At 68.5% G+C, this 21,656-nt stretch carries 20 protein-coding genes; 14 read left to right on the plus strand and 6 right to left on the minus strand.

Annotation, left to right across the window (positions count from 1 at the left end; all coding sequences use genetic code 11):
• Nucleotides 1-793 precede the first annotated feature (793 nt).
• Nucleotides 794-946: a hypothetical protein gene (locus tag MXD61_RS06530; RefSeq protein WP_248811929.1), complete on the minus strand. Its 153-nt coding sequence runs from the start codon at nt 944-946 to the stop codon at nt 794-796.
• A 238-nt stretch (nt 947-1,184) separates the two neighbouring features.
• Between MXD61_RS06530 and MXD61_RS06535 the strand changes: the two genes are divergently transcribed.
• Both MXD61_RS06535 and MXD61_RS06540 read left to right on the plus strand, forming a co-directional pair.
• A complete protein-coding gene (locus MXD61_RS06535; protein ID WP_248811930.1) occupies nt 1,185-2,087 on the plus strand; it encodes an oxygenase MpaB family protein in 903 nt (300 codons plus the stop codon).
• 102 nt (nt 2,088-2,189) lie between these two features.
• Nucleotides 2,190-2,426, plus strand: coding sequence for a hypothetical protein (locus MXD61_RS06540; protein WP_248811931.1), 237 nt, complete (start codon nt 2,190-2,192; stop codon nt 2,424-2,426).
• A gap of 500 nt (nt 2,427-2,926) precedes the next feature.
• Here MXD61_RS06540 and MXD61_RS28370 read toward each other — a convergent pair whose 3' ends face one another.
• Genes MXD61_RS28370 through MXD61_RS28375 form a run of 3 tightly spaced genes read right to left on the minus strand, consistent with a single transcriptional unit; the run spans nt 2,927 to nt 5,319 of the window.
• A complete protein-coding gene (locus MXD61_RS28370) occupies nt 2,927-4,201 on the minus strand; it encodes an NAD(P)-binding domain-containing protein (protein ID WP_248811932.1) in 1,275 nt (424 codons plus the stop codon).
• A 48-nt stretch (nt 4,202-4,249) separates the two neighbouring features.
• Nucleotides 4,250-5,086: an SDR family NAD(P)-dependent oxidoreductase gene (locus tag MXD61_RS06550; protein ID WP_248811933.1), complete on the minus strand. Its 837-nt coding sequence runs from the start codon at nt 5,084-5,086 to the stop codon at nt 4,250-4,252.
• Entirely contained in the window at nt 5,083-5,319 is a 237-nt protein-coding gene (locus MXD61_RS28375; protein ID WP_248811934.1) for a nuclear transport factor 2 family protein, read from the minus strand. The genes MXD61_RS06550 and MXD61_RS28375 overlap by 4 nt, the downstream gene beginning before the upstream one ends.
• A gap of 212 nt (nt 5,320-5,531) precedes the next feature.
• Here MXD61_RS28375 and MXD61_RS06560 point away from each other — a divergent pair, with 212 nt between their 5' ends.
• On the plus strand, nt 5,532-6,185 hold the full coding sequence (locus MXD61_RS06560; RefSeq protein ID WP_248811935.1) for a TetR/AcrR family transcriptional regulator: 654 nt from the start codon (nt 5,532-5,534) through the stop codon (nt 6,183-6,185).
• Nucleotides 6,186-6,282: 97 nt separating this feature from the next.
• Here the strand turns inward: MXD61_RS06560 and MXD61_RS06565 are convergent, their stop codons facing one another.
• Entirely contained in the window at nt 6,283-6,930 is a 648-nt protein-coding gene (locus MXD61_RS06565; protein ID WP_248811936.1) for a TetR/AcrR family transcriptional regulator, read from the minus strand.
• A 282-nt stretch (nt 6,931-7,212) separates the two neighbouring features.
• Here MXD61_RS06565 and MXD61_RS06570 point away from each other — a divergent pair, with 282 nt between their 5' ends.
• From MXD61_RS06570 to MXD61_RS06620, 10 genes are all read left to right on the plus strand, one after another.
• Complete coding sequence (locus MXD61_RS06570) at nt 7,213-7,626, plus strand: nuclear transport factor 2 family protein (RefSeq protein ID WP_248811937.1); 414 nt, start codon at nt 7,213-7,215, stop codon at nt 7,624-7,626.
• A 2-nt stretch (nt 7,627-7,628) separates the two neighbouring features.
• A complete protein-coding gene (locus tag MXD61_RS06575; RefSeq protein ID WP_248811938.1) occupies nt 7,629-8,474 on the plus strand; it encodes an SDR family oxidoreductase in 846 nt (281 codons plus the stop codon).
• A gap of 957 nt (nt 8,475-9,431) precedes the next feature.
• Entirely contained in the window at nt 9,432-10,334 is a 903-nt protein-coding gene (locus tag MXD61_RS06585; RefSeq protein ID WP_248811939.1) for a MurR/RpiR family transcriptional regulator, read from the plus strand.
• A gap of 86 nt (nt 10,335-10,420) precedes the next feature.
• Complete coding sequence (locus MXD61_RS06590) at nt 10,421-12,619, plus strand: PQQ-binding-like beta-propeller repeat protein (protein WP_248811940.1); 2,199 nt, start codon at nt 10,421-10,423, stop codon at nt 12,617-12,619.
• Nucleotides 12,616-13,551, plus strand: a complete 936-nt coding sequence (locus MXD61_RS06595) for a carbohydrate ABC transporter permease (protein ID WP_248811941.1) — start codon at nt 12,616-12,618, stop codon at nt 13,549-13,551. Before MXD61_RS06590 ends, MXD61_RS06595 begins: the two co-directional genes overlap by 4 nt.
• Entirely contained in the window at nt 13,548-14,378 is an 831-nt protein-coding gene (locus tag MXD61_RS06600) for a carbohydrate ABC transporter permease (protein ID WP_248811942.1), read from the plus strand. Before MXD61_RS06595 ends, MXD61_RS06600 begins: the two co-directional genes overlap by 4 nt.
• Nucleotides 14,379-14,501: 123 nt before the next feature.
• Nucleotides 14,502-15,830 (plus strand): extracellular solute-binding protein, encoded by a 1,329-nt coding sequence (locus MXD61_RS06605; RefSeq protein WP_248811943.1) that lies wholly within the window; start codon nt 14,502-14,504, stop codon nt 15,828-15,830.
• Nucleotides 15,831-15,836: 6 nt separating this feature from the next.
• Nucleotides 15,837-16,940, plus strand: a complete 1,104-nt coding sequence (locus MXD61_RS06610) for an ABC transporter ATP-binding protein (RefSeq protein WP_248811944.1) — start codon at nt 15,837-15,839, stop codon at nt 16,938-16,940.
• Nucleotides 16,937-17,641 carry an HAD family hydrolase gene (locus MXD61_RS06615; RefSeq protein WP_248811945.1) on the plus strand — a complete coding sequence of 235 codons (705 nt, stop codon included), beginning with the start codon at nt 16,937-16,939 and terminating at the stop codon, nt 17,639-17,641. Before MXD61_RS06610 ends, MXD61_RS06615 begins: the two co-directional genes overlap by 4 nt.
• Nucleotides 17,634-18,650, plus strand: a complete 1,017-nt coding sequence (locus MXD61_RS06620) for a metallophosphoesterase (RefSeq protein ID WP_248811946.1) — start codon at nt 17,634-17,636, stop codon at nt 18,648-18,650. The genes MXD61_RS06615 and MXD61_RS06620 overlap by 8 nt, the downstream gene beginning before the upstream one ends.
• 812 nt (nt 18,651-19,462) lie before the next feature.
• On the opposite strand, the gene MXD61_RS06625 is transcribed toward MXD61_RS06620, so the two are convergent.
• Nucleotides 19,463-20,794 (minus strand): glycosyltransferase, encoded by a 1,332-nt coding sequence (locus MXD61_RS06625; protein ID WP_248811947.1) that lies wholly within the window; start codon nt 20,792-20,794, stop codon nt 19,463-19,465.
• 587 nt (nt 20,795-21,381) lie between these two features.
• Here MXD61_RS06625 and MXD61_RS06630 point away from each other — a divergent pair.
• Nucleotides 21,382-21,656, plus strand: a 275-nt coding sequence (locus tag MXD61_RS06630; RefSeq protein WP_248811948.1) for a hypothetical protein, incomplete at its 3' end; no start/stop codon positions are given.

The following is a 21,656-nucleotide window of genomic DNA, read 5'->3' on the forward strand; positions in this document are numbered from 1 at the left end:
AAAGTTGACCGGAAAGGGATCGGGTGTTGGCGTGTTGGGATGGACGAACGCCCCTCCTCCTTAACCGAGTGGCATTGCCCCATGCGCGTTCCGCACGTCACCGAGACCCGTCTTTGCAGTGCGATATTTCGCTTCGACAAAGACGCGCAGCGGTAGCGAGAAGGGGATGGGCAACGTCAACTCGCCGAGCACGTCGGCTTGGTGATCGGTGCCTCGGCCTCGAACGAGGAGCCCATGCGCGCCCCGTCTGAGAGCCTCAGGGTCCTGCGTCTCAGACACCAGGAGGCGGTACCCACTCTCGTAAAGGAGGCGGGCCAGTACCTCCTCGAGGATGTAGCCTCGCAGCTGCTCCAAGCTAGTCATGCACCATCCCCATGCGCGATCTGCACCGGAACCCGAACCCTTTCGGGCGCCTTCTACGACATCCCCCGTCCGTCATAGACACAGCGTCCCAGATCTCGGCACACAGCACAAAAAATGACAATCATGTCTCGAGCCATCTCCCGCGGGAGGTGGCTCGCCGAAAGGAGTCGCGCCTTCAGGGAGATTCGCCTACGCGGCGGCCCCACGCTGCTGTCTGCCGTCAGGTCGCAGACCATGGCTTCGGTCAGCCCGGAGATGGGCGATCAAGGTGCATGCGGTGATGGCCGACTGAGCTGGCGGAGCCGGCCGAGGGGTCCAAGGGGAGACCGAAGCGAGGTGACCGGCCTGCGCGTCGACAGGATGGCCGTACAGTCAGGTGGAGCCGTTTGAGTAGCGTCACGCAGTGTTGCTGACCGTCACCGGGTAAGGCTCACTGACCACTGATGTGCCAGGTCGTGCCGACGATGGAGTGGTCCGCGAGCAGGTCTCGAAGGCGGGTGACGACTTTCCCGATCCGCTGGAACGGTTCGCCCGCGGGCAAGGTGGACACCGGGATGAAGGCGACACCGAGTGTGGTTCTCACCTTCACCCATAACGGGTTCCCGTGGACGATCACGACGATCGGTCCTACCGCGGGCCCGGATCCGAGCCCGGCGGCCAAGGGTGTTCCGGCCGGTCGCACGGCGGGAAGAATGTCCCATCATGCGATGTCAGGGTGCGACGACGACGCCGTGCGGTTACTGTGCGCGGAGTTGGACAGCAGCGGCGTCGGACACCGCGCGCGGCGGCAGGGGCCGCCGTGTCCGGTCGGGGGGAGATCGATGAAGCGGTTCGACGGGCTGCGCCGGATCGAGCGGCTCGACCCGGCATCGGACTTTCACGAGATCTACCGGATCAGCTCGACCTGCGAGTTCCCGTGGGACTACTTCAACGCGATGTCCTTCGCGCTTTTCCGCACCTTCGCCGTGCCGTCGGTCGGCCGGCTGCTGGCCAGCACCGGAGAGTTCACGACACGGTCCCAGAAACGCTTCGAGGACACCGTCCTCATTCTCGACGCGGTGCTCGAGCACGGGTTCGTCAGTGTCGAGGGGCGGGCAGCGATTCGCCGGATGAACCAGATGCACCATGCCTATCCGATCACCAACGCGGACTACGTATACGTGCTGTCCACGTTCGTCGTCCAGCCGATCCGCTGGATCGACCGGTTCGGCTGGCGGCGACTGAGCGAGACGGAGAAAGCCGCCGGCGCCGAGTACTACCGGGAACTGGGCAGGCACCTGGGCGTCACGGACATGCCCCGCACCCACCAGGAATTCGCCGCCCACCTCGACAGCTACGAGGCGCAACGGTTCGCGCACCACCCGGGTGGGCGGGCCGTCGGCGACGCCGCGCTCGACCTGTTCACGACCTTCCCCCTCACGCGTCGCCTGCCTGCCGCCCTGGTCAGGCGCCTCGCACTGGGACTGATGGACGACCCGCTGCGCGCGGCGCTCGGCTACCCGCGCTTTTCCCGCGCCGAGCAGAGCCTGTGCGCCGGAGCCGTGCGGCTGCGCGGCCGGGTCGTGCGGCTGCTCCCACCGCGCACCGAGTCGCTGTACGCCCGGCAGCGCCCCGAGCTCCGCGGCTACCCCCAGGGGTACGACGTCTCCCGGCTCGGCACCTTCCCCACGGGCTCGGCGCGCTCCCCTGGCGAAGACGGTGATTTCGGCGACGCCCTGGTCTGAGTGCTTGTCCACGGCGCCGGGGACGCCGCGGGTGTGGCGGGCCGTGCAGGAACGACTGACGGTGCCCTCCTGCGCCGGCTCGGGCCACAGGTCATGCATCTGGTGAACATCGCGGCGGTTGCCGCGCGCGAGGGCGGGCTGCCACTCGCGACCGCCTCCACCGCCTCCACCGCCTCCACCGCCTCCACCGCCTCCACCGCCTCCACCGCCTTCGCGGACACCCTGCTGTCGGCCGCGGACCAGCTGCGGGAGGAGTGCCGTGGCCCGATCGGCACCGGTGGCGCTTGCCGCTCTCCTGGAGCAGATCGTCGCTTCCGCGGGCCGCACAGCCGAGGGTGAGCAGAGACAGGCGTGACGCGGGCCATCGAGGTCATGGAGATCGACACGCACTACTACCAGTTCGACCAGCAGAGCGTGGCGTTCACCGGAGGTGGAGCTGACCACACGGGTGTCAGGTCCTTGTCCGAACATGGCGGGTGTCCGTGCCGGTACCACTGGCTGTGTCGGCCAGGAGTGGATCCGGGTCTGCCGGTGGCTCGCCCTGGCCGGAGCGACCAGGATGTCGGTGTCAACGTGGCGCCGTGAACGTTGCGTCCGGGCTGGTCCGGCCTGTGACAGGCGAGATCCACCCAAGCTGTGAGACTGGAGGGTGCATGTTTCCTGGTTCGCACGCGGTCGCCATCCCGGACAAGCCCGCAGTCGTTATGGCGAGAAACGGGGCTCACCTCACTCGGCGCAGGTCGGCGGTGGACTGGGGTAGTTGCTCCCTGGTCGCGATATGCAGGATTTCGAAGTCGAGGGATCGGTGGCCGTGGATGATCCGGTTGTCTAACGGAAAACTATGGCTGGGGGAGATGGTCGACGCGTAGGCGTTCGTTGCGTTTGGAGCTTATTCGCCAGTGGCCGTCGGGGTCTTTTCGGTAGGTCTCGATGTAGTGGCCGTAGCCCTTGAGGGCGATGGCACCCTGCGGGCCGTCGATCCGGACATAATCGAACATCGCCCAGATTCCCTCGGCTTCGGTGGGGCTGGTCAGGGTTATTTCCGGCATGTGGCCGTGGTGCGTGGTGAAGGCGTGCTCCAGCATGGGAATGGTCGAATCGAAGTACTCCTCGTTGGACTGGACGGTCGTTTCTCCCTCGGTCGGGAGGTGGTGCATGCAGTTGTCGGTGAACAGGGTACGGAAGCCGTCCCAGTCCTTGAGATCGAGGTAGCGGAAGTAGCGGGCCTTGAGCTGCTTGATCTGCTCGATGTCCCAGAGCGCCTGGACGGAGGGTGGTACGGCAGGTGCCGAGGCGGGTGGTGGCTGATCGGCTGGGTGGGCGACGGTGTCCGCGGCGGTGGCGAGCAGGCCGAGGTTCGTGCCGGCCGCGGTGGCGAGGTCCTTGGCGGTTGCGACGTCCTTGGCGATGTAGCGGCCGGCCGCTTCCTGGAGGCGGGCGGACGAGCCGGCTGCGCGGACGGTGCCCAGGGCATAGCTGGCGCCGCTGCAGTGACTGATGGCGTCGAGGGCCTGTACCGGGTCGATGCCGAGATCGAGGGCGATGCGCTCGGCCTCGGCGACCAGGGCGACGTTCGCGGCGAACAGGGCGTTGTTGACCAGTTTCACGCGCTGGCCGTCACCGAGGGCTCCGACGGACACGATGGGGTCGCAGTAGCTGGCAAGGACCGGTCGGACTGCCTCGAGGACCTCGGGTTCACCGCCGACAAGCAGGGTGATCTGACCGGCGGTGGCGTCGGCCGGGCCGCCGCTGAAGGCCGCGTCGAGAACCTGGATCTTGCGGGGGCGGCCCGCCTCGGCGAGTCGGGGCGCGGTGTCGGGGCTGCCGGTGGTGTGAATGATCAGTGTCGCGCCGGGTGGCAGCGACGCGATCAGACCCGACCTTCCCTCGCAGACTTCGCGCACCTGCTGGTCATTGAAGACACAGACGACGACTACCTCGCTGTCGGCCGCGAGGGCGGCCGGGGTCGGCGCGCCGGTGGCGATTCCGGCCGCTTCGAGGTCACGTCTGACCTCCTCGCGGCGGGCGAAGAACGACACGTCATGCCCGGCGGCAGCGACCCGCTCCAGCATGGGACGGCCCATGCTGCCGACACCGACGAATCCGACCTTCACATCATCCTCCGAAATCGTGTGGCAACGGCTGGGGCCCGCGTGGAGCGGCTACTCCCCGGCCGCGGTGGCGCCGGTGGTGTGCATGGCGTCGGCGGTGGCCTGGGCCATGGCGGCGACGAGGTCGTTGCGGGGCAGGGTGCTCATCAGCGCGACGGCCTGGCGTAGTTGTTCGCCGACGATCCAGGTGGGTCCGGTGTCGAGGTGGTCGAAGCCCTCGGTGATGACGTCGCGCACGGAGGCGGCGTCGGGCAGCGGGGCGTCGAGGCTGGGGAGCTGGCCGCGGGCGTGTTCCAGGCGGCGCAGGGCCGGGGTGTCGGTCTTGCCGAGGATGAGGCCGAGCACGTCGACACCCTGGTCGTGTAGCTCGGCCCACAGTGCTTCGGCGAAGACCATGCTGAACGCCTTGCTGGCGCCGTAGGCGACCATGTTCGGCGCGCCGGCGAACCCGGCTCCCGAGCCCAGCAGGATGACGCCACCGGTGCCACGTTCGACCATGCCGCGGGTGTAATGGTGGCACAGCTGCATCGGGACCGTGCAGTTGCGGTGCACCATGGCCTGCGCGGCCTGGACCGGGTGGGCGAGGAAGTGCTCGAAGTTCGGGTCGGCCCCCGCGCAGTAGACCAGGAAGCCGATGTCGAGGTCCGCGGTGGCGGCGGCGATCGTCGCCGCGGCGTCCGGGGTCGCGAGGTCGACCGCGAGCGTGCGGGTCCGTGCGCCGGTGCGTGCGGTTATGCCCGCCGCGACCTCGTCCAGAACGGCCTGCCGTCGGGCGAGCAGGACGACGTTCAGCCCGCGTTCGGCGAGTGCCTCGGCGAACGCCGAACCCACTCCCTCGGAGGCGCCCGCCACCAGCGCCCAGGGCCCGTACCGCTGCGTGAAGGTCATGAACCAGCTCCTGTCCGGCCGGGGTCCACGCCGACCGTGCTGACGTGGACCTGGACGAAGCGACGATGGGCGATCTGCCATCTGCCGCCGGCCTGGACGAGCTGGTCGCCGTAGTCCAGCGCGCAGCTGTCGGTGAAGCAGGTCCGGAACAGGTCCCAGTCGCGGCGGTCGATGCCGACGGCGTAGCGCAGGAGCACGTCGGCGATCGCCTCCCGCTGTTCGTGCTCGCTCACCGCGTCATCCCCAGTGCCGGGTCCGGCGTCCTTTGCGCCTTCACCGTGCCGCCCCGCACGACAGCTGCCCGCATCGCCTCCTCCTCCCGCTCGTCCGCGGACGGCCGGACGCGTCCGCGAACCGGACTCTAACCACAATCATTACAGGAGTCACCTCCTAGATAGCGAGACGATGAGCCGGAGCGGTGGCGAGCCGTGCGTACCATCGCGGGATGGCCCAGCCACCCCGCCGCCTCGGGCGTCCACGAGACGCGGCCATCGGCGAGCGGGCCCTGGCGGCAGCCCGGGAGCTGCTGGTCGAGCGTGGGTTCGACGCGACGACGGTGCAGGCCGTCGCCGAACGGGCCGGGGTGCACGCCTCGGCGATCTACCGGCGCTGGCCGTCGCGGATCGCACTGATCGTCGAGGCCACCTTTCCCGGGCTCAGTCCGCTGCAGGTCCGACCGAGTGGCGATCTTCACGACGATCTCTGCCGGTTCATCCGGGCCTACCTGCAGGTGTTCGACGCGCCCGCAGCCCGCGCCGCCGCCGCCGGCATGCTGGCGCACTACCAGACGTCGAGCCGGGCGCTGCCGACCGAGCTGGTCGTGCGGATCTCGGCGAGGCCGCAGTTCATCGACATCCTGCGGGCCACCCCACCCGGAAGCGTCGATCCGTCGGTCGATCCCGACGACGTCTTCGACATGCTCCTGGGTACCCTGCTGACCCGGGTGCTGCTGCAGGGCGCCGTCGCTCGGCATGCCAGCGTCGAACGCATCGCGGAGATGATCGCCCGGCTGCTACGGCCCGCGGCCCCACCCGTCCCCCCGCCCACCGGTCCCGCCCCGTCCCAGCATGAGCCCGCCGTCCAGCGCGGTTCCGGTTAGACGACCGCCTGCCACATCGCTGCCGTGGGGCCGGTCCGTGCAGGCGCCGGATCTCTCAGGATTTTAGGATCTGTCTCCCGTAAGTCGCCAGGAGCTTTCAGGGTCGTCCCAGGACAGCGGTGATCGTTTGTCCGCACAGGTCGCGGACTCGTGCCGGGTCCGCGGCGGTGGGATGCGCGAGGGACATGGCGGCGGCTCCTCGTGCCATACCCATGAGGAGCAGGGCCGCGGCATCGGCGTCGAGGTCCACTCGGATCGAGCCGTCCTGCTGACCGTCGCGGATGGTGTCGGCGAGGGCCCGATGGGTCGCCTGATCGGCCTGGATCATGACGGGCAGGTCGGCGCCGGCGGGAAAGGTCGCCCCCCACATGACGATGACGGCGCGTTCTTCGACGCTGGCGCCGGAGCCGACGATCGTGAGGTAGGTCTCGATGATCGCGCGCAGAAGGTCGAGTCGGGGCAGCTGGTCGAGGTCGCCCTGGCTCGGGCGCAGGGCGACGGTCGTCGCCGCGACCGTGCGCTCGTAGGCGTGGTGGACCAGGCTGTCGACAAGCCCGTCCTTCGAGCCGAAGTGGTAGGCCGGCATCGCCCGGCTGATGCCGGCTCGCTCGCTGACACCGCGCAGCGAGGTCCGTTCGATGCCCACCTCCGCGATGAGCTCCGCCGCCGCCTGCAGGAGCGCCGCCTCGGACGCCGCTCGGCGCTCGGCCTGCGTGCGCCGAAGTCCAGTGGCTGAGGCGGTCATGTCCGCCACCGTAGAGAGGATTCCGGTCGGCAGGCAACCCGTTGACCTGCCTGCCGGCTGGCAGGTAACTTGCCGATCGCGGTCGACGTCGGCGTCTCCAGGGTTCCAGGCGCGGCGCCGGTGTGCTGCCCGCGGGTCGGCACACGTTCGGGCATCCGCCACGCGCACCGCACCGTGCATCACCGTTGTCCGCCGGGCCTTTCGGGGCTCGCTGGTACGACACGGGCGCCACACGTCTCCCTGTTCGACAGCCGTTACCACCGAACCCCGGAGAAGATCGTTATGGATGACATCGAGGCGATCAAACAGCTCAAGGCTCGGTACTGCCGATTACTCGACACGAAGGACTGGGCAGGTTACCGCCAGCTTCTCGCGGACGACGTGGTCATCGACACCATCGATTCCGGTGGGAGTGTCGTCGCCGGTGGGGATGCCTTCCTGGATTTCCTGCGGGTGGCGCTCGCCGAGAGCGTCACGGTGCATCAGTGCCACACCCCGGAGATCACCATCGTCTCGCCCGGATCCGCGGTCGGGATCTGGGCGATGGAGGACCGCGTCCGCTTCGCCGATGGCGCCGAGCTGAGCGGCTTCGGTCACTACCACGAGACCTATGAGAAGTCCGACGGAACCTGGCGGATCAGGACCTCGAAACTGACCCGCCTACGGATGGACATCAGCAGTCCGGCAGGGGAGTGATCGTGCGTCCCGTGGAACTGGCCGAAAAGGTCGCGGTCATCACCGGCGCCGGTTCCGGCCTGGGCGCCGCACTGGCGCGGGTCTTCGCCGAGGCCGGCATGGCGGTGGCCGCCCTCGACATCGACCCGGCCACCGCGGAGCAGACCGCAGACGAGATCGCCACGCGGTTCGGTGTCCCGACGACCGCCGCACGCGTGGACGTCGGTGACCCGAAGGCCATCACCGACGCGGCCGCCCATGTCGAGGCGACACTGGGCGGCTGCGACGTGCTGTGCGCCAATGTCGGTGTCCAGCAGTTCGGCGCTCTGGATCGCCTCACCGACCAGGACTGGGAATGGGTCCTGTCCGTCAACGTCCTCGGGACCGTCCGCACCGTCCGCAGCTTTCTGCCGCTCATCCGAGCCCGTGGCGGCTGGCGGCGGATCATGGTCACCGCGTCGTCGAGCGTGCTGGTTCCCGGGGTCCGGCTCGGCGCCTACATCACCTCGAAATTCGCCGTGCAGGGCTATGCCGAGACCCTGCGCGCGGAACTCGCGGCAGAGGGCATTGGCGTCTCGGTGCTCTTCCCCGCCGGCATGACCACCCGCCACCTCGAGACGAGTGCCAGCGCCCGGCCCACCGAACGCGGCGCCTGGACGATGCTGCCCGACGACATCGAGGTCATGCTCGCCAGCCGTGGCACCGACGAAGCAAGCCACGTCGTCACCCCTGACCACGCAGTACGCAACGTGATCCAGGAACTCCAGGCAGACAACCCCTACATCATCACCCACGGCAACTACCGCGAGCGGTACCAGCGACGCACCGCCGCCATGGACGCCGCCTTCGACCGCCTCGAACAGGCATGAGTCACGCCAGACGGATCGCAGGGGAACAGCTCTGCTGTTCCTCGCCGCCGCTCTGCAGGACTGGGTTTGCCGGCAGCCGGCTCATGCAGACAGCGGCTGGTGCTGTTGCATTTGACGTATGACGCGATCATCCTGGTATCCGCCTGATCCGTCCGACGAGGAATGGGCGCTGCTCGCACCACAGCTACCACCGCCACCTAAGAGGATGTCTCACGTGGGGTGTGGGAGTTTCTTCCAGCAGATGATGCGGCGGCCAGGCAGAGAAATCCGAGGAAGTTCATCCCGCCTGCGTTCGTAGCGGACGGTCAATCCGCGGTAGCCGTCAAACCACGCGATCGTCCACCTGCGCCGGCCGAGGCATTCTGTGCTGTCCACTCCGCGCGGGCAGCGGATCGCCGGGATACCGGACCGTGGGCGACATCGTCGGACCCACCCCGCACGACGCTGATCAGCCTGTCGACCGCCTCGCCCGCAGGCTTCGTGCCGATCGCCCCGACCGGGCTGCCCGTCGTCCTCCACATCAACCTGGCGAACTGCCGCGCGGTGGCCCGCGGCGGCCAGGTACATGTCGACCCGCCGCGACGGCACCCCGCCCCGGGCGGCTGCCTGACCCAGTGGCGCGTGCACACGAACCTTGCACACGTCCCCCAGCGCGGCGTGGTCGCACTGGCCGAGCCAACCTGCCGACCGGGTCCGTCAACCGGGTCGCCGGCCCGATGCGGCACGTCTGGTTCGTTCCGATCCCCGGCGGTCCGAGCGCCGCCGGCGCGGGACGCACCTCTCCAGCTGCCAGCCGGCGCGTGGACGGTGTCACTCGCCTGACCAGCGCAAACGCTGGCCGGATCCTTGAGTCCGAAACCTAGTTCCGACTGTGTGATCCAGGTGAAACGTTCATCCGTACTTCACCTGGTCACGTTCGAATGTTCCGGGGGCGGGCCTAACGTGAAATTCGTGGCCATGACCCCGCGGAACGTCACCCAGCCCGAATCGGAGGGCGGCGCGCCCGACTCGCCCGGTGCCTTCGGCCCGATCATGGAGCATGTCCGTGCCAACTCCGCGTCGCTGTCGGCAGCCGAGCAGCGGGTCGCCCGCGCGATCCTGTCCGACCCGGTCGGGGTGGTGCATCTGTCGGTGAGCGACCTGGCCCAGATCGCCGGCAGTTCCCCGGCGACGGTGGTGCGGTTCTGCCAGGCACTGGGGCTGCGGGGATTCCAGGAGCTGAAGCTGGCGCTGGCCCGCGAGTCGATCCCGGCCGAGCGACAGCTGCTCGACGAGATCGAGCCGGGCGACGGTCCGGCCGAGGTGACCAGCAAGGTCCTCTCCGGCGCGGCCAACGCACTGCAGTCGGCGGCCCAGTCGGTCAACTCGGAGGTGATGGGGCAGGTCGCCGAGTTGCTGGGTGACGCCCGTCGCATCGTCTTCGCCGCCGTCGGTACCTCGGCCTCGCTCGCTGCCGACGTCGCCTACCGCTTCACCACCATCGGACTCGACGCCTCCTTCGCCGCCGACGTGCACATCCAGCACGTCACGGCTCGAATGCTCACCGCTGCGGATCTGTGCTTCGCGATCAGCCACACCGGCTCGACCGTCGAGACCCTGGCCGCCGTCCGTGCCGCCGCTGCCGCGGGCGCCGCGACCGTGGCGCTGACCAGTTTCGCCAACTCACCGCTCACCGAGATCGTCGATCACGTACTGGTGGCCGGAAGTCGAGAAACCGCCTATCGCATCGAGGCGATGACCAGCCGCATCGTCCACCTGACCGTCCTGGACGCGCTGTTCGTGCTGCTGGCCCTGAGCCAGCCCAACGCGCAGGTCGCCCTCGCCGAGACCGCCGACATCCTCATCGAACACCGCTTGTAATCCGCGCTGCACCCAACCAGTTCCGCTGACCGCCGTGGCCACAACGGCCATGCCGTGCTGCCCAGAAGCAGCGATAGGGAGAAGCAATGCAAGGAAAAGTGCTCGGCGCGCGGGGGGAGCCCGTCCCCAACGTGATGATCAGCGATGGACAGGCAATCACTCGCACCGGCACCGACGGCACGTTCAGTCTGACCCCGACCGGGCCGTTCGTGTTCCTCACCCGGCCGGCCGGTTTCACCGCGGCCCCGTGGTTCGTTCCGGCTACCGCCACCGACGTCACCTTCACTCTGACCCCGGGCGAGACCGCCGACAGCGGCGTCTACCGGTTCGTGCACGTCTCGGACCTGCATGTCTCGCTCGACAACGGCACGAAGTTCTACCCGCCGGGTTCGGAGATCGGTTCGCGGGACGCGCTGAGCCTGTTCCTGCGTGGGCTGCCCGAGCGGGCGGCCGAGGTGCAGTCGGTGATCGCCACCGGTGACCTCACCGACCTGGGCAGCGACGCCGAGTTCGACGCACTGCGCCGGGCGGTCGACACCTCGAGCCTGCCGGTGCACGTGCTGCCAGGAAACCACGACCATATGGCCGGCGGCGCCGAAGTCGGATTCGTCGTCAGCCGGAACAACTACGCGATCAACACCGGCGAGCCGAGCGGCTACGAACGTAACCTCGGTCCCCGTTGGTTCTCGTTTGACCTGCCGGGCCTGCACGTGGTGGCCGTCGACTGGCACACTCACGAACTCGGCCTCGACGATGTGGCCCAGGACGCGTGGCTGCGGGCCGACCTCGAGGAGATCGGGCCGAACACGCCGTGGATTCTGCTCAGTCACGACCAGCCCTGGAACTCGATTCTCGACGGGCTGCCCAGCGCCCCGGTAGCCACCTTCTCCGGGCACCGGCACACCTCCCGGGTGATTCGCCTGGGCAGCACGATCCATGTCAACACCCCGACACCGCTGTTCGCCGGGCTGGACTACTCGCCGCCGTCGTACCGGATCGTGCGCTGGGACGGCGAGCAGCTCGGCCTGGAGACCCGGGCCGTCGCCCGCACCGGCCTGGAGCGGGCCACCTTCGCGATGCCGGCGGCGATCCGCCTCGGCGCCGCCGACAGTGACATCGCGGGCGCCGCCGTGGGTGACGCCGCCGTGGGTGACGCGGTTGTGGGTGACGCGGTTGTGGGTGACGCGGTTGTGCGCTGGCGCCACCAGCTGTCCGGAGCCGGGCACCGGGCTCCGGTCCGCGTCGAGGGTGATCGGGTCATCGCCGGCGCCAAGCGCGAGGACCTCCCCTCGGGCGCGGTCGAGGTGCTGTCGCTGCGCGACGGCTCCCGGCTGTGGCAGGCCGAACTGCGGGCCTCGATCAAGGGCACGCCGGTGACCCACCACGGTCACGTCATCGCCGTCGAGGTGAGCGGCGACGTCGTCAGTCTGGATGCCGAGACCGGCGCCGAGCGTTGGCGGATCCCGTCACCGGACCCGCTGCGGCTGTTCGCCTGGGCCGATCCGGTGGTGGCCGACGGCATCCTCGTCGTCGGCGACCTGTCCCACGTGCGGGCCCTGGACGCCGACACCGGCGAGCTGCGTTGGGAGCGCACCGACCTGTGCGCCTACCAGACGCTGGTCTCGCTCGCCAACCCGCTCGTGCTCGGCGGCACCCTCATCCTCGCCAACTTCCCGTCACCGATCGGCATCGCCGGCCTCGACCTGCACACCGGCGAGGTCACCTGGTCGCTCGGCGGTGACCTCACCGACCTCATCGGCAGCCTGTGGCCCATCGGCACCCCGCTCTACGACCAGGTCAGCGACATGTTGTGCGTGCCGACCCCGTCGGGGTTGTCGGCCATCGACGCCCGGGACGGAGCGGGCCGCTGGAAGCTCACCGCCGAGCTGCCGTTCAGCCCGGCCACCCCGGCCTCGGTCCCCGACGGCATCGCGACCGTCTTCGCCGGCACCGACGTCGTGCTGCTCGACCGGGCGGACGGCTCGACCCGTTGGCGTACGCCGATGGAGTCGGCCTCCGAGTTCGCGATGGCCAGCTACACCCGGACCCCACAGGTGCTGTTCGCCGGACCGGTACCCGTCGCGGCCGAGGACGGCTCGGTACGGCTGCTGGTCTCCGGCCTCGACGGGCGGATCTACGCCCTCGACGCCGCGTCGGGCAAGCGGCTGGCCGAGGTGAACGTCGGCGCCCCGGTCGCGGCGCCGGTGGCTGTCACCGACGAGCTGATCATCGCCATCGCGGTCGACGGCGTGGTCACCGCCATCGAACGAGGCGCGCTGCTGTGACGACCGTCCTCGACCGGCCGATGCCGTTGCCGGCCGCGGCCGGCAAACCCGGCAAACCCGGCGACCCCAACCGCACCCGCGTGACGCCGTACGTCTTCGTCGCCCCGGCGATGAGTGGCATCGGGCTGTTTGTTCTGCTGCCGGCCCTGCTCTCCTTCGTCGGCAGCTTCTTCGCCATCCCGCTCGCCCCCGGCGCGAACTGGAAGTGGGTCGGCTTCGACAACTACACGTACGTGTTCGGCGACGCGGGCGTGCACCGGGCGATCGAGAACACCCTGCTGTACTGCGTGATGACGATCATCCCGAGTCTGGTCCTCGGACTGGCACTCGCGCTGCTGGCCGAAAGCGTGCGACACGGGAGGACCTTCGTACGGACGGCGCTGTTCCTGCCGATGACGGCCAATCTGGTCGCGATGGCCGTGGTCTTCAAGTGGATCTTCGCCCTGCAGGGCGGGTTCGCCAACCAGGCGCTCGCCTGGATCGGTGTGGCGCCGGTCAACTGGCTCAACGACACCCGGTACTCGCTGATCTCGGTGGCCCTCGTCGGGGTCTGGCGCGGTGTCTCCCTGACCATGCTGCTGTTCCTCGCCGGGCTCACCACCATTCCCGGGGCGATTCACGAAGCAGCGGCGGCCGAAGGTATCCGCGGCTGGGCCAAGCTGCGCACGCTGATTCTCCCGATGATGAAGCCGACGATTGTCTTCGCCACTGTGCTGTCGATCCTCACCTCCCTCCAGGCCTTCGACCAGATCAACGTGATGACCCAGGGCGGTCCCCAGGAGTCCTCGGAGACCTTCCTCACCTATACCTGGAAGGTCGGTTTCTCGTACTTCGAGCTCGGCAAGGCGTCGGCGCTGTCGTTCGTGCTGATCGCGGTGCTCATCGGCATCGGGCTGCTGCGCCGCCGCGCGTTCTCGGCGGAGCAGCGATGACCACCAGCCCGCTCCCCGCGCGGCTGCTCAGATGGCTGCTGATACTCATCGCCGTCCTGATCTCGTTGTTTCCCTTCTACTGGATGCTGCGGACCGCGCTCGCGCCGCAGACCCAGCAGCTGGCCGACGGGCTGGGCTTCTGGCCCGCGCACCTGGACTTCGGCAACTTCGCCCGCGCCTGGAACAAGGCGGACCTCGGCCAGGCACTGCTCAACGGGCTCATCATCACCGGCGCGATCCTGCTGCTGCAGCTGATCACGTGTGTGCCGGCCGCCTACGCCTTCGCCAAGATCCGGTTCCGGGGGGGCGGCGTCCTGTTCGGGATCGTGCTGACCTGTCTGCTCATTCCGACCCAGGCCACCATGGTGCCCACGTTCATCGGCATCAACATCTTCGGGCTGGGCGACACCAGAGTCGGGCTGGTACTGCCGTTCTACAGCAGTGCGTTCGGCATCTTCCTGCTCCGGCAGCAGATGCTCTCGATTCCCGATGCGCTGCTCGACGCGGCCAAGACCGACGGGCTCGGCCCGTGGCGCACTCTGCTGCGGGTCGTCGTGCCGATGTCCATGCCCGCGATCGCCGCCTTCGCGATCTTCTCGGTGTTCACCCACTGGAACGACTACCTCTGGCCGCTGCTGGTGGCGCGCAGCCCCGGCCTGGCCACTCCGCCACTGCGGCTCGCTGTGTTCCAGCAGGCCGATCTCGGCTTCGACTACTCGGCCCTGGCCGCCGGCGCGGCCATTGTCACCGCTCCCATCCTGATTCTCTTTCTGTTCGCCCAGCGCCGCTTCGTCCAGGGCATGGCCGGCGGCGAAGTCACCGGCTGACCATCCCTGGCCCGCGGCCCGTCGCTGATCCGCGGTTTCGCCCTGAGCGGGCCACGAATTCGCATGCACATCCGCTCGCCCCTCAACGGCACATCCACGCCGAATCCAAGGAGTAGTTCTGCCATGTCCACTCGTCGTCCTCTGCTCGGCACCGTGGCAGTGGCCGCGGTCACCGCGCTGACTCTCGCCGCCTGCGGGAGTGGCTCCGGCTCGAGTGCCTCCGGCACCGGCCCGGCGCCGACCGGTAGCGTCGCCCAGGCCGCCGACCTGTCCACCTGCAAGCCCGATGGCGTCACACTGAAGCTCAACTTCGGCCCGCAGGGCGCGCCCGCGGTCAAACTCGCCGTCGCCGCGATGCAGCAGAAGTACCCGGGCCTGAAGTTCGATGCCACCGCCTCGGCGACCGCCTCGTACAACGATCTGACCAAGCAGGTCGTCTCCGACGCCGCCGTGGGCAAGCCCGACGACCTGATCAGCACCGGGCTGTCCCAGCTGACCTTCTGGGTCGACAGCTACCACCCGGCCGAGATCGACCAGAGCAAGCTGCCCGCCGGCTACCAGAAGCAGTTCCTGGCCGCCGGTACCGACCACGGCAAGGTCTACATCGCCCCGTTCCAGGTCTCGGCCCCGGTGCTGCTGGTCAACCAGACGGCTCTGAAGAACGCCGGCATCGACCCCAGCGTGCCGATCACCAGCTACGCCGACCTGGTCAAGGACGCTCAGACGCTGACCGCCAGGACCGGCAAGCCCTCGATCAGCATCTCCACCGACGGCCTGCCCGACTGGTTCGGCCAGGGCTTCGTGCAGTCCGCCGGCGGAACGTTCGTCAACGCCGACGGCAGTGCCGGGTTCGGTGACGCCACCGGGGTCAAGGCGCTGAGCATCTGGAGCACCCTGGCCAAGAACAAGACGCTGCTCAACGTCGGCGGCACCGACGCGATGGCCCAGTTCCAGGCCGGCAACCTGCCGTTCATGGTCTACACGACCTCGATCGTGGCCACCATCCAGAAGGGTGTCGGCTCGAAGTTCCAGTGGATGCCCGTCGACCTGCCGACCCTGGGCGGTACCGACGCCGGCCCTCTGCCGGCAGGTGGCAACGGCTGGCTCGTGCTGTCCCAGGACCCGTGCAAGGCCGCCTACGCCAACGCGATGATCTCGATCATGCTCAGCAAGGAGATCTCCCTGGCCGCCAGCGGCACCGGCTTCAGCTACATCCCGGTGAACAAGGACGCCGCGACCGAGCTGCTGGCCGGATCGACCGCGACCCCGCAGCTGAAGTACGCCTGGTCCTACAACAAGCCACTGTCGGCCTGGGGCGGGTTCAAGGGCAGTGTGACCAAGCAGATCTTCGACGCGCTGACCACCACGACCCAGCAGCTGTCCACGGGCGCCGACCCGCAGGCGACGGTGGCCTCGGCGGTCCGCCAGGTCAACGAGCTCGTGGGTAAGTGAGGACCGATGCCCACCGTGGAACTGCGCGGAGTCGAGAAGAACTTCGGCACGGTCAAGGCCCTGGACGCGATCGACCTGTCGATCGCCGACGGTGAGCAGGTAGCGGTGCTCGGCCCGTCCGGGTCGGGCAAGTCCACCCTGCTGCGGATCATCGCCGGGCTCGAGACGCATGACTCCGGAACGCTGACCGTGGACGGCGCGGACCAGCGTGCCGTCCCGGCTCACCGCCGCGACATGGCGATCGTGTTCCAGCACTTCGCCCTCTACCCGCACCTGTCCTCGCTGGACAACATCACCCTCGGCCTGCGGCACGGCCTCAAGCTGTCCAAGAAGGAGGCGCAGGCGCGGGCCCACGACGTGGCCACCCGCATGCAGGTCGAGCATCTGCTGGCCCGCAAGCCGCGGGAGATGTCCGGCGGCCAGCGCCAGCGCATCGCGCTGGCCCGGGCGCTGGCCCGCAAGTCGGGCATCGTGCTGCTCGACGAACCGCTGTCCGGCCTGGACGCCCAGCTGCACGCCGCGCTGCGCGTCGAGATCGCCGAGCTGTTGCGCTCGGTGAACGCCACCGGGCTGAACGTCACCCATGACCAGGTCGACGCCATGGCGATGGCCGACCGGGTCGCCGTCGTCAACCACGGCAGGGTCGAGCAGCTGGGCACCCCCGACGAGCTGTACGCACTGCCAGCGACGTTGTTCGTCGCGTCGTTCGTCGGCAGCCCGCCGATGAACCTGGCCCCGGTGGCCGAGGACGGCTCGTCGGTGTTCGGCCGGCGACGGCCGCGGGTGGACGGCCCGGTCACCCTCGGCGTGCGGCCCGAACGGCTGCGCTTCACCGCCGGGGATGTCGACCTCGACTGGCGGGCTCGCGGACGCGTCGCCCTGATCGAACCGAACGGGGCCGACCGGGTGGTGCACGTCGAACTCGACACTGCGGGACCACGCCGCACCTTCGCCGTGCGCTGCCGCTCCGGCGAGCAGCCCCCGCTCGACGCCGCCATCGAGCTGAGCTGCTCGCCGAACGACGTCCACGTCTTCGCCGGCGAGCAGGGCCGGCGCACGGGCACCGTCGCCGAACTCGGCGGTGAACTGGCCATGGCAGGAGCTCAGTGAACCGCGAACACCCCCAGGACGGCGACCACCCGAGGAACAGGCACACCGGCCCGGCTGGCGCGGGTATCCAGGCCACCATGGGTGACCTGCTGGTGCTCTTCGACTGGAACGGCACGATCGTGGCCGACGCGGCCCGGGCCCGGGCCGCCACCAACACGGTGCTGACCGGGCACGGGCTGGCGGCGATATCGGCTGAGGAATTCAGCCGCGAGTTCCGCCTTCCCCTCGGGGCCATGTTCACCGCGCTGGGCGTGCCGGCCGTCGAGGTCGCGAGCGCCGAGCGAGAGTGGAATCACGTCATGGCCGCCACCACCTCCCCAGCCCGAGCCGGGGCCGGACCGCTGCTGGAGACGCTGCGTGCCCGCGGAGCGCGGGTCGGCGTCGTGTCCGCCGCCGCGGCGGAGACCGTCTGGCTCGATCTCAAGCACCTGCACCTCGACGACCTGCTGCACACTGTCGACGCCGGCGCCGTCGACAAGATCGCCACTCTCGTTTCGCGCCGCGGCGAGCGGGTCCGAGCCGTCTACGTCGGCGACACCGAATACGACATGGTCTGCGCAGTGGCCGCCAGCTACACCGCCATCGGAGTCTCCGGCGGCTACTGCCAACCCGAACGACTGTTCGCTGCCGGTGCCGAGATCGTCATCGACCAGCTCGGCGAGCTGATCCCCCTGCTGGAAAAAGGGACCGCCCATGACTGACGCGCCGTTCACGACCCACGCGCCGTCCACGACCCACGCGCCGTCCACGACCGAGGCGCCGGCCCTCCCACCCGGGCTGCGTCTCGACATCCAGGACGGTCCCAACCCGTGGACCGGGCTTGGCCTGCCCACCGCCACCCACCGGTTCAGCTTTGTGCTGATCTCCGACCGCACCGGTGGTGCTCGGCCCGGTGTCTTCGAACGTGGCCTTGCCGTGACCGACCTGCTGGCGCCCAGCTTCGCCATCCAGCTCGGTGACATGATCGAGGGCTATACCAACGACCAGGCCGAGCTGGACACGCAGTGGGCCCAGATCGACGCCATGTTCGCCAGGATGAACACCGACGTGTTCCACGTGCCCGGCAACCACGACGTCTCCTCCGAATTCCAGCTGCAGACCTGGCACCGCCGCTACGGCCGGACCTACTTCCACTTCCGCTATCAAGACGCATTGTTCCTGCAGCTTGACACGCAGGACACGCCCGACGTGATCCCGACCGAGGCATTCGAACTCCTCGACCGCTTCGCGGAAGCGCAGCGCAACGATCCGATCGGGCTGCGAAAGAGTGTCGAGAAAGCCCTGGACTGGGACGGCACCCAGCCCGCCAAGCTCGGGGAGAAGCAACTCGCCTACGTCGAGGACGTGCTGCGGGAGAACGACGACGTCCAATGGACGTTCCTGTCGATGCACATGCCGCTGTGGCAGGGCGACCACCCGGCCTGGAGGCGCATCCGAGCCGCACTCGCCGAGCGCCCGTATCACGCCTTCGCCGGACACGTGCACAACTACAGACACGAACACGTCGACGGCAACTCCCACGTCCGCCTCGGACCCACCGGTGGGCTCTGGGTCCTCGGCGGCCCCGAAGGCAACTTCGATCACGTCACCCACGTCACCGTCACCGACCACGGCCCGGTCCTCGTCAACGTTCTGCTCGAAGGCGTCCGTGACATCGACGGCCAACCCGTGCTCCCCCTCGCCACCCGCACGGTGCCGATCAGCCACTGATCTTTGATGTCGGGTCGACGGCGGGGTGCGGTCGGGGGACAGCGAGTGTCGGGTCAGAGGAGCTGAAACGGCTGCGGCGCGAGAACGCGTAGCTGTGTCGGGCGAATGAGATCCTCACGCTGGTGTCGGCTTTCTTCGTGGCTGAGGGCGGCCTGGCCCTCGAGGTTCTCGTGGGGTTCGTCCGCGGTTGTGCCTTGGGATGTCGAACCACACCAGCGGCCTACTGTGGTTGGGTCTCGAGCGGGCGGATCTGGAGGCGAGGAGCGGCTGGTGGTGGACGCGCTGGCGCGGTTCGCCGTCAACGACCTCGTCGTGGCGTTCGACGAGATGTGTGGGGTCCTCCACTCGGAAGCCGGTGTCGGTTCCCCACGTCCTCGCCGAGTACCTCGTCATGACCACCGCAGGTCTGGAAGCGACTGCCGCGGTGCTCCCACACACCGCCCATCGGGGCCTGTTCGACGAATCCTCACCCTGACCGGTCGCATGACAGAGGCGCTACGGTCGGCATATGGCGACGCGGCACGTGACAGCCGCTTGGATGTGCTCGCCGTTGGCGCTCGTGCCCTTCGTGACCGTTGGCCCGTGCCCACCCTCCTGCCTACCGCTCCGACAGCGAAGGGCCAAGAAACGGTAGGCCGGTTCACACCTGGTCGACGTTGACAGTTTCGAAACCTGTGGTGCTGGGAGAGCCGACCGAGTTCGGAGTCGATGGCGAGGATCTCTATCTCGCCTGCAACGTGTTGCGGGTCGCGCTCGCGTGGACGGTGACGTCATCCTGGCCGTTTCTGCTGATCTGCCGTAGTGCCTCCCGATCAGACCCGCCGCTCCGCGTAGGCGAACGCGTCCTGCTCGATGGGCAGTGGCCTGCGGGGGGCGCACAGCAGTGGGCCTCCGCATCGCTCGACACCGTCTTTGATGGCGATCATGTTGGACGCCACGTAGGGAATGTTGTTCGCCTGGTGCCATTCCGACGGGAAGTAGGTGACCAGTCGCGAGCTCTGGAAGCGGGCGCTGATCTGGGGCACGAAGGCACGATACTGGTCGTCGGTGTAGTACCAGAACGAGTTCTCGTTGTAGAAGGAGATGTGTGTCGGGTCCTGATAGGCGCCCCGGCCATCGGAACTCGGGGTCAGGGTGAGAAGCATCCCTCCTGGTGCCAGCAGCCGGTGCAGCTCGTTGATCAGGGGAACCTTCTCGGGCACGTGCTCGAGGAAGTCCACGGCTCTGATGACGCCGACCGAGTCGTCCGGAAGGTCGAGCGGTTCAGGCAGTGACGCGACGATGTCGACGTCGGCTCCCGGGTACTGGTCCACGCCCAGATAACCGCGCGGCTTGCGGTGCGCAGCGCCGAGGTCCAGCGCCAGCAGACCACGACGGGAGGCCCAGGCCAGCGCGTTGGCCTCGATATACCTGTCGTACAGCACGACGGTTTCCTGCTGGATGTGCGCATTGATCTCGAGATCTCGCTGCGTGTTTTCGTCATGCAGCCGCTGCAGGTAGAGGCAGCGGGGAATCTGGTGGAATTCTCCGGCCTGGAAGAGACGGCACATCAGATCCTGGTCGTCCAGCACAGTGCGGCTCGCGTCATATCCGCCGATCCGCTCGTAAACCTCCCTCCGGAAGGCGCGGACATGATTTGGCGCGTACCAGATGTAGGAGACGTTGTGCGGCGTCGGCGCCATGGAGACGGCCTGCAGGAGCTGGCGCCCGTCGACGTTCACTTCCTCGTAGCGCCAGCCGAACCTCGCGTCGAACCGGCTGTCGTCACGCCCCCCGTCCTGCGTGATCTGCGCGGCGTGACTGTAGACGAAGACGGCCTCGGGGTTCTCATCGAAGGCTGTTGCCAGTTCCGCCAGACAGTCCCTTGCCAGCAGGTCATCGTGGTCGAGTTCGACCAGAATCTCACCACGCGCCAGCTCGCAGGCCCTTCGCTTGGCTGCACCCACTCCGCTTACGCCGTCCACTATTTCCACTCTGACCCGGTCATCCGGAGACTCGGGGCGCCATCGTGCACCGTTGTTCAGCAACACGGTCCATTCCCAGTCGGTACGGGTCTGAGAACGTAGCGTTTCCAGGCACTCGTCGAGGTAGCGCGGACGGTGGCTGGGGGTGAAAACGGAGAACCTGGGCGTTGGTGACGTCATCTTCCGATACCTTTTCGAAGGGTTGTCGGTGGGTGGTAGGCCGCGGGACGCGCCGGTACCGACTTTTCCGGACGACCATCGCGGTTTCCGGGATTCCTGCCGGTGGGGACCTCGTTCCCGCTCATCGATTGATCCGCGGCTTCGACTCGGCTTTTAAATGGTGCGTCCGGTCGACGGTCACGGACCGGAAACAATAAGGACGGTACCCCCACCTGGTCGAAGATGGGGGTACCGCCACGCAGCATTGCCTCTGGCCCGATGACCTCGGCCAGATTAGTACCAGATATGACTCACAGCGCGCAGATTGCGTAGGCGGTGACCGGGATGCCCAAGGGGGCCGTAGCCTGCCAACCGGTTGCCGGGGAGCCACCGACAGGTGCCGAACTGTTGATCCCGAGGAGCCCCAGAGGGAATCCTGCCGCCCCGCCGCCGCCAACAGCGAACCGGCCGACCGGGCATGAGGCAGTGATAGCGCCAAAACCGGAAGACGTGACGACAACGGACGTCGCCCCGGAGCTCGAGCCCTGCGTGCCCTGAGCACCCTGCGTGCCCTGAGCACCAAGACCACCCTGGGAGCCCTGCGGGCCTTGCGTCCCAACGCCAACAGCACCCTGCGTGCCCTGCGTGCCCTGGGAGCCCTGCGTGCCCTGGGAGCCCTGCGTGCCCTGGGTGCCGGCGGCGCCCTGAGCACCAAGACCACCCTGGAAGCCCTGCGCACCCTGGGTCCCAACGCCAACATCACCCTGGGAGCCCTGGGAGCCCTGGGAGCCCTGGGAGCCCTGGGAGCCCTGGGAGCCCTGCGTGCCCTGGGTGCCGGCGGCGCCCTGAGCACCAAGACCACCCTGGAAGCCCTGCGCACCCT

This window comes from Frankia sp. AgPm24 (assembly GCF_023243055.1).
GTDB lineage: Bacteria > Actinomycetota > Actinomycetes > Frankiales > Frankiaceae > Frankia > Frankia umida.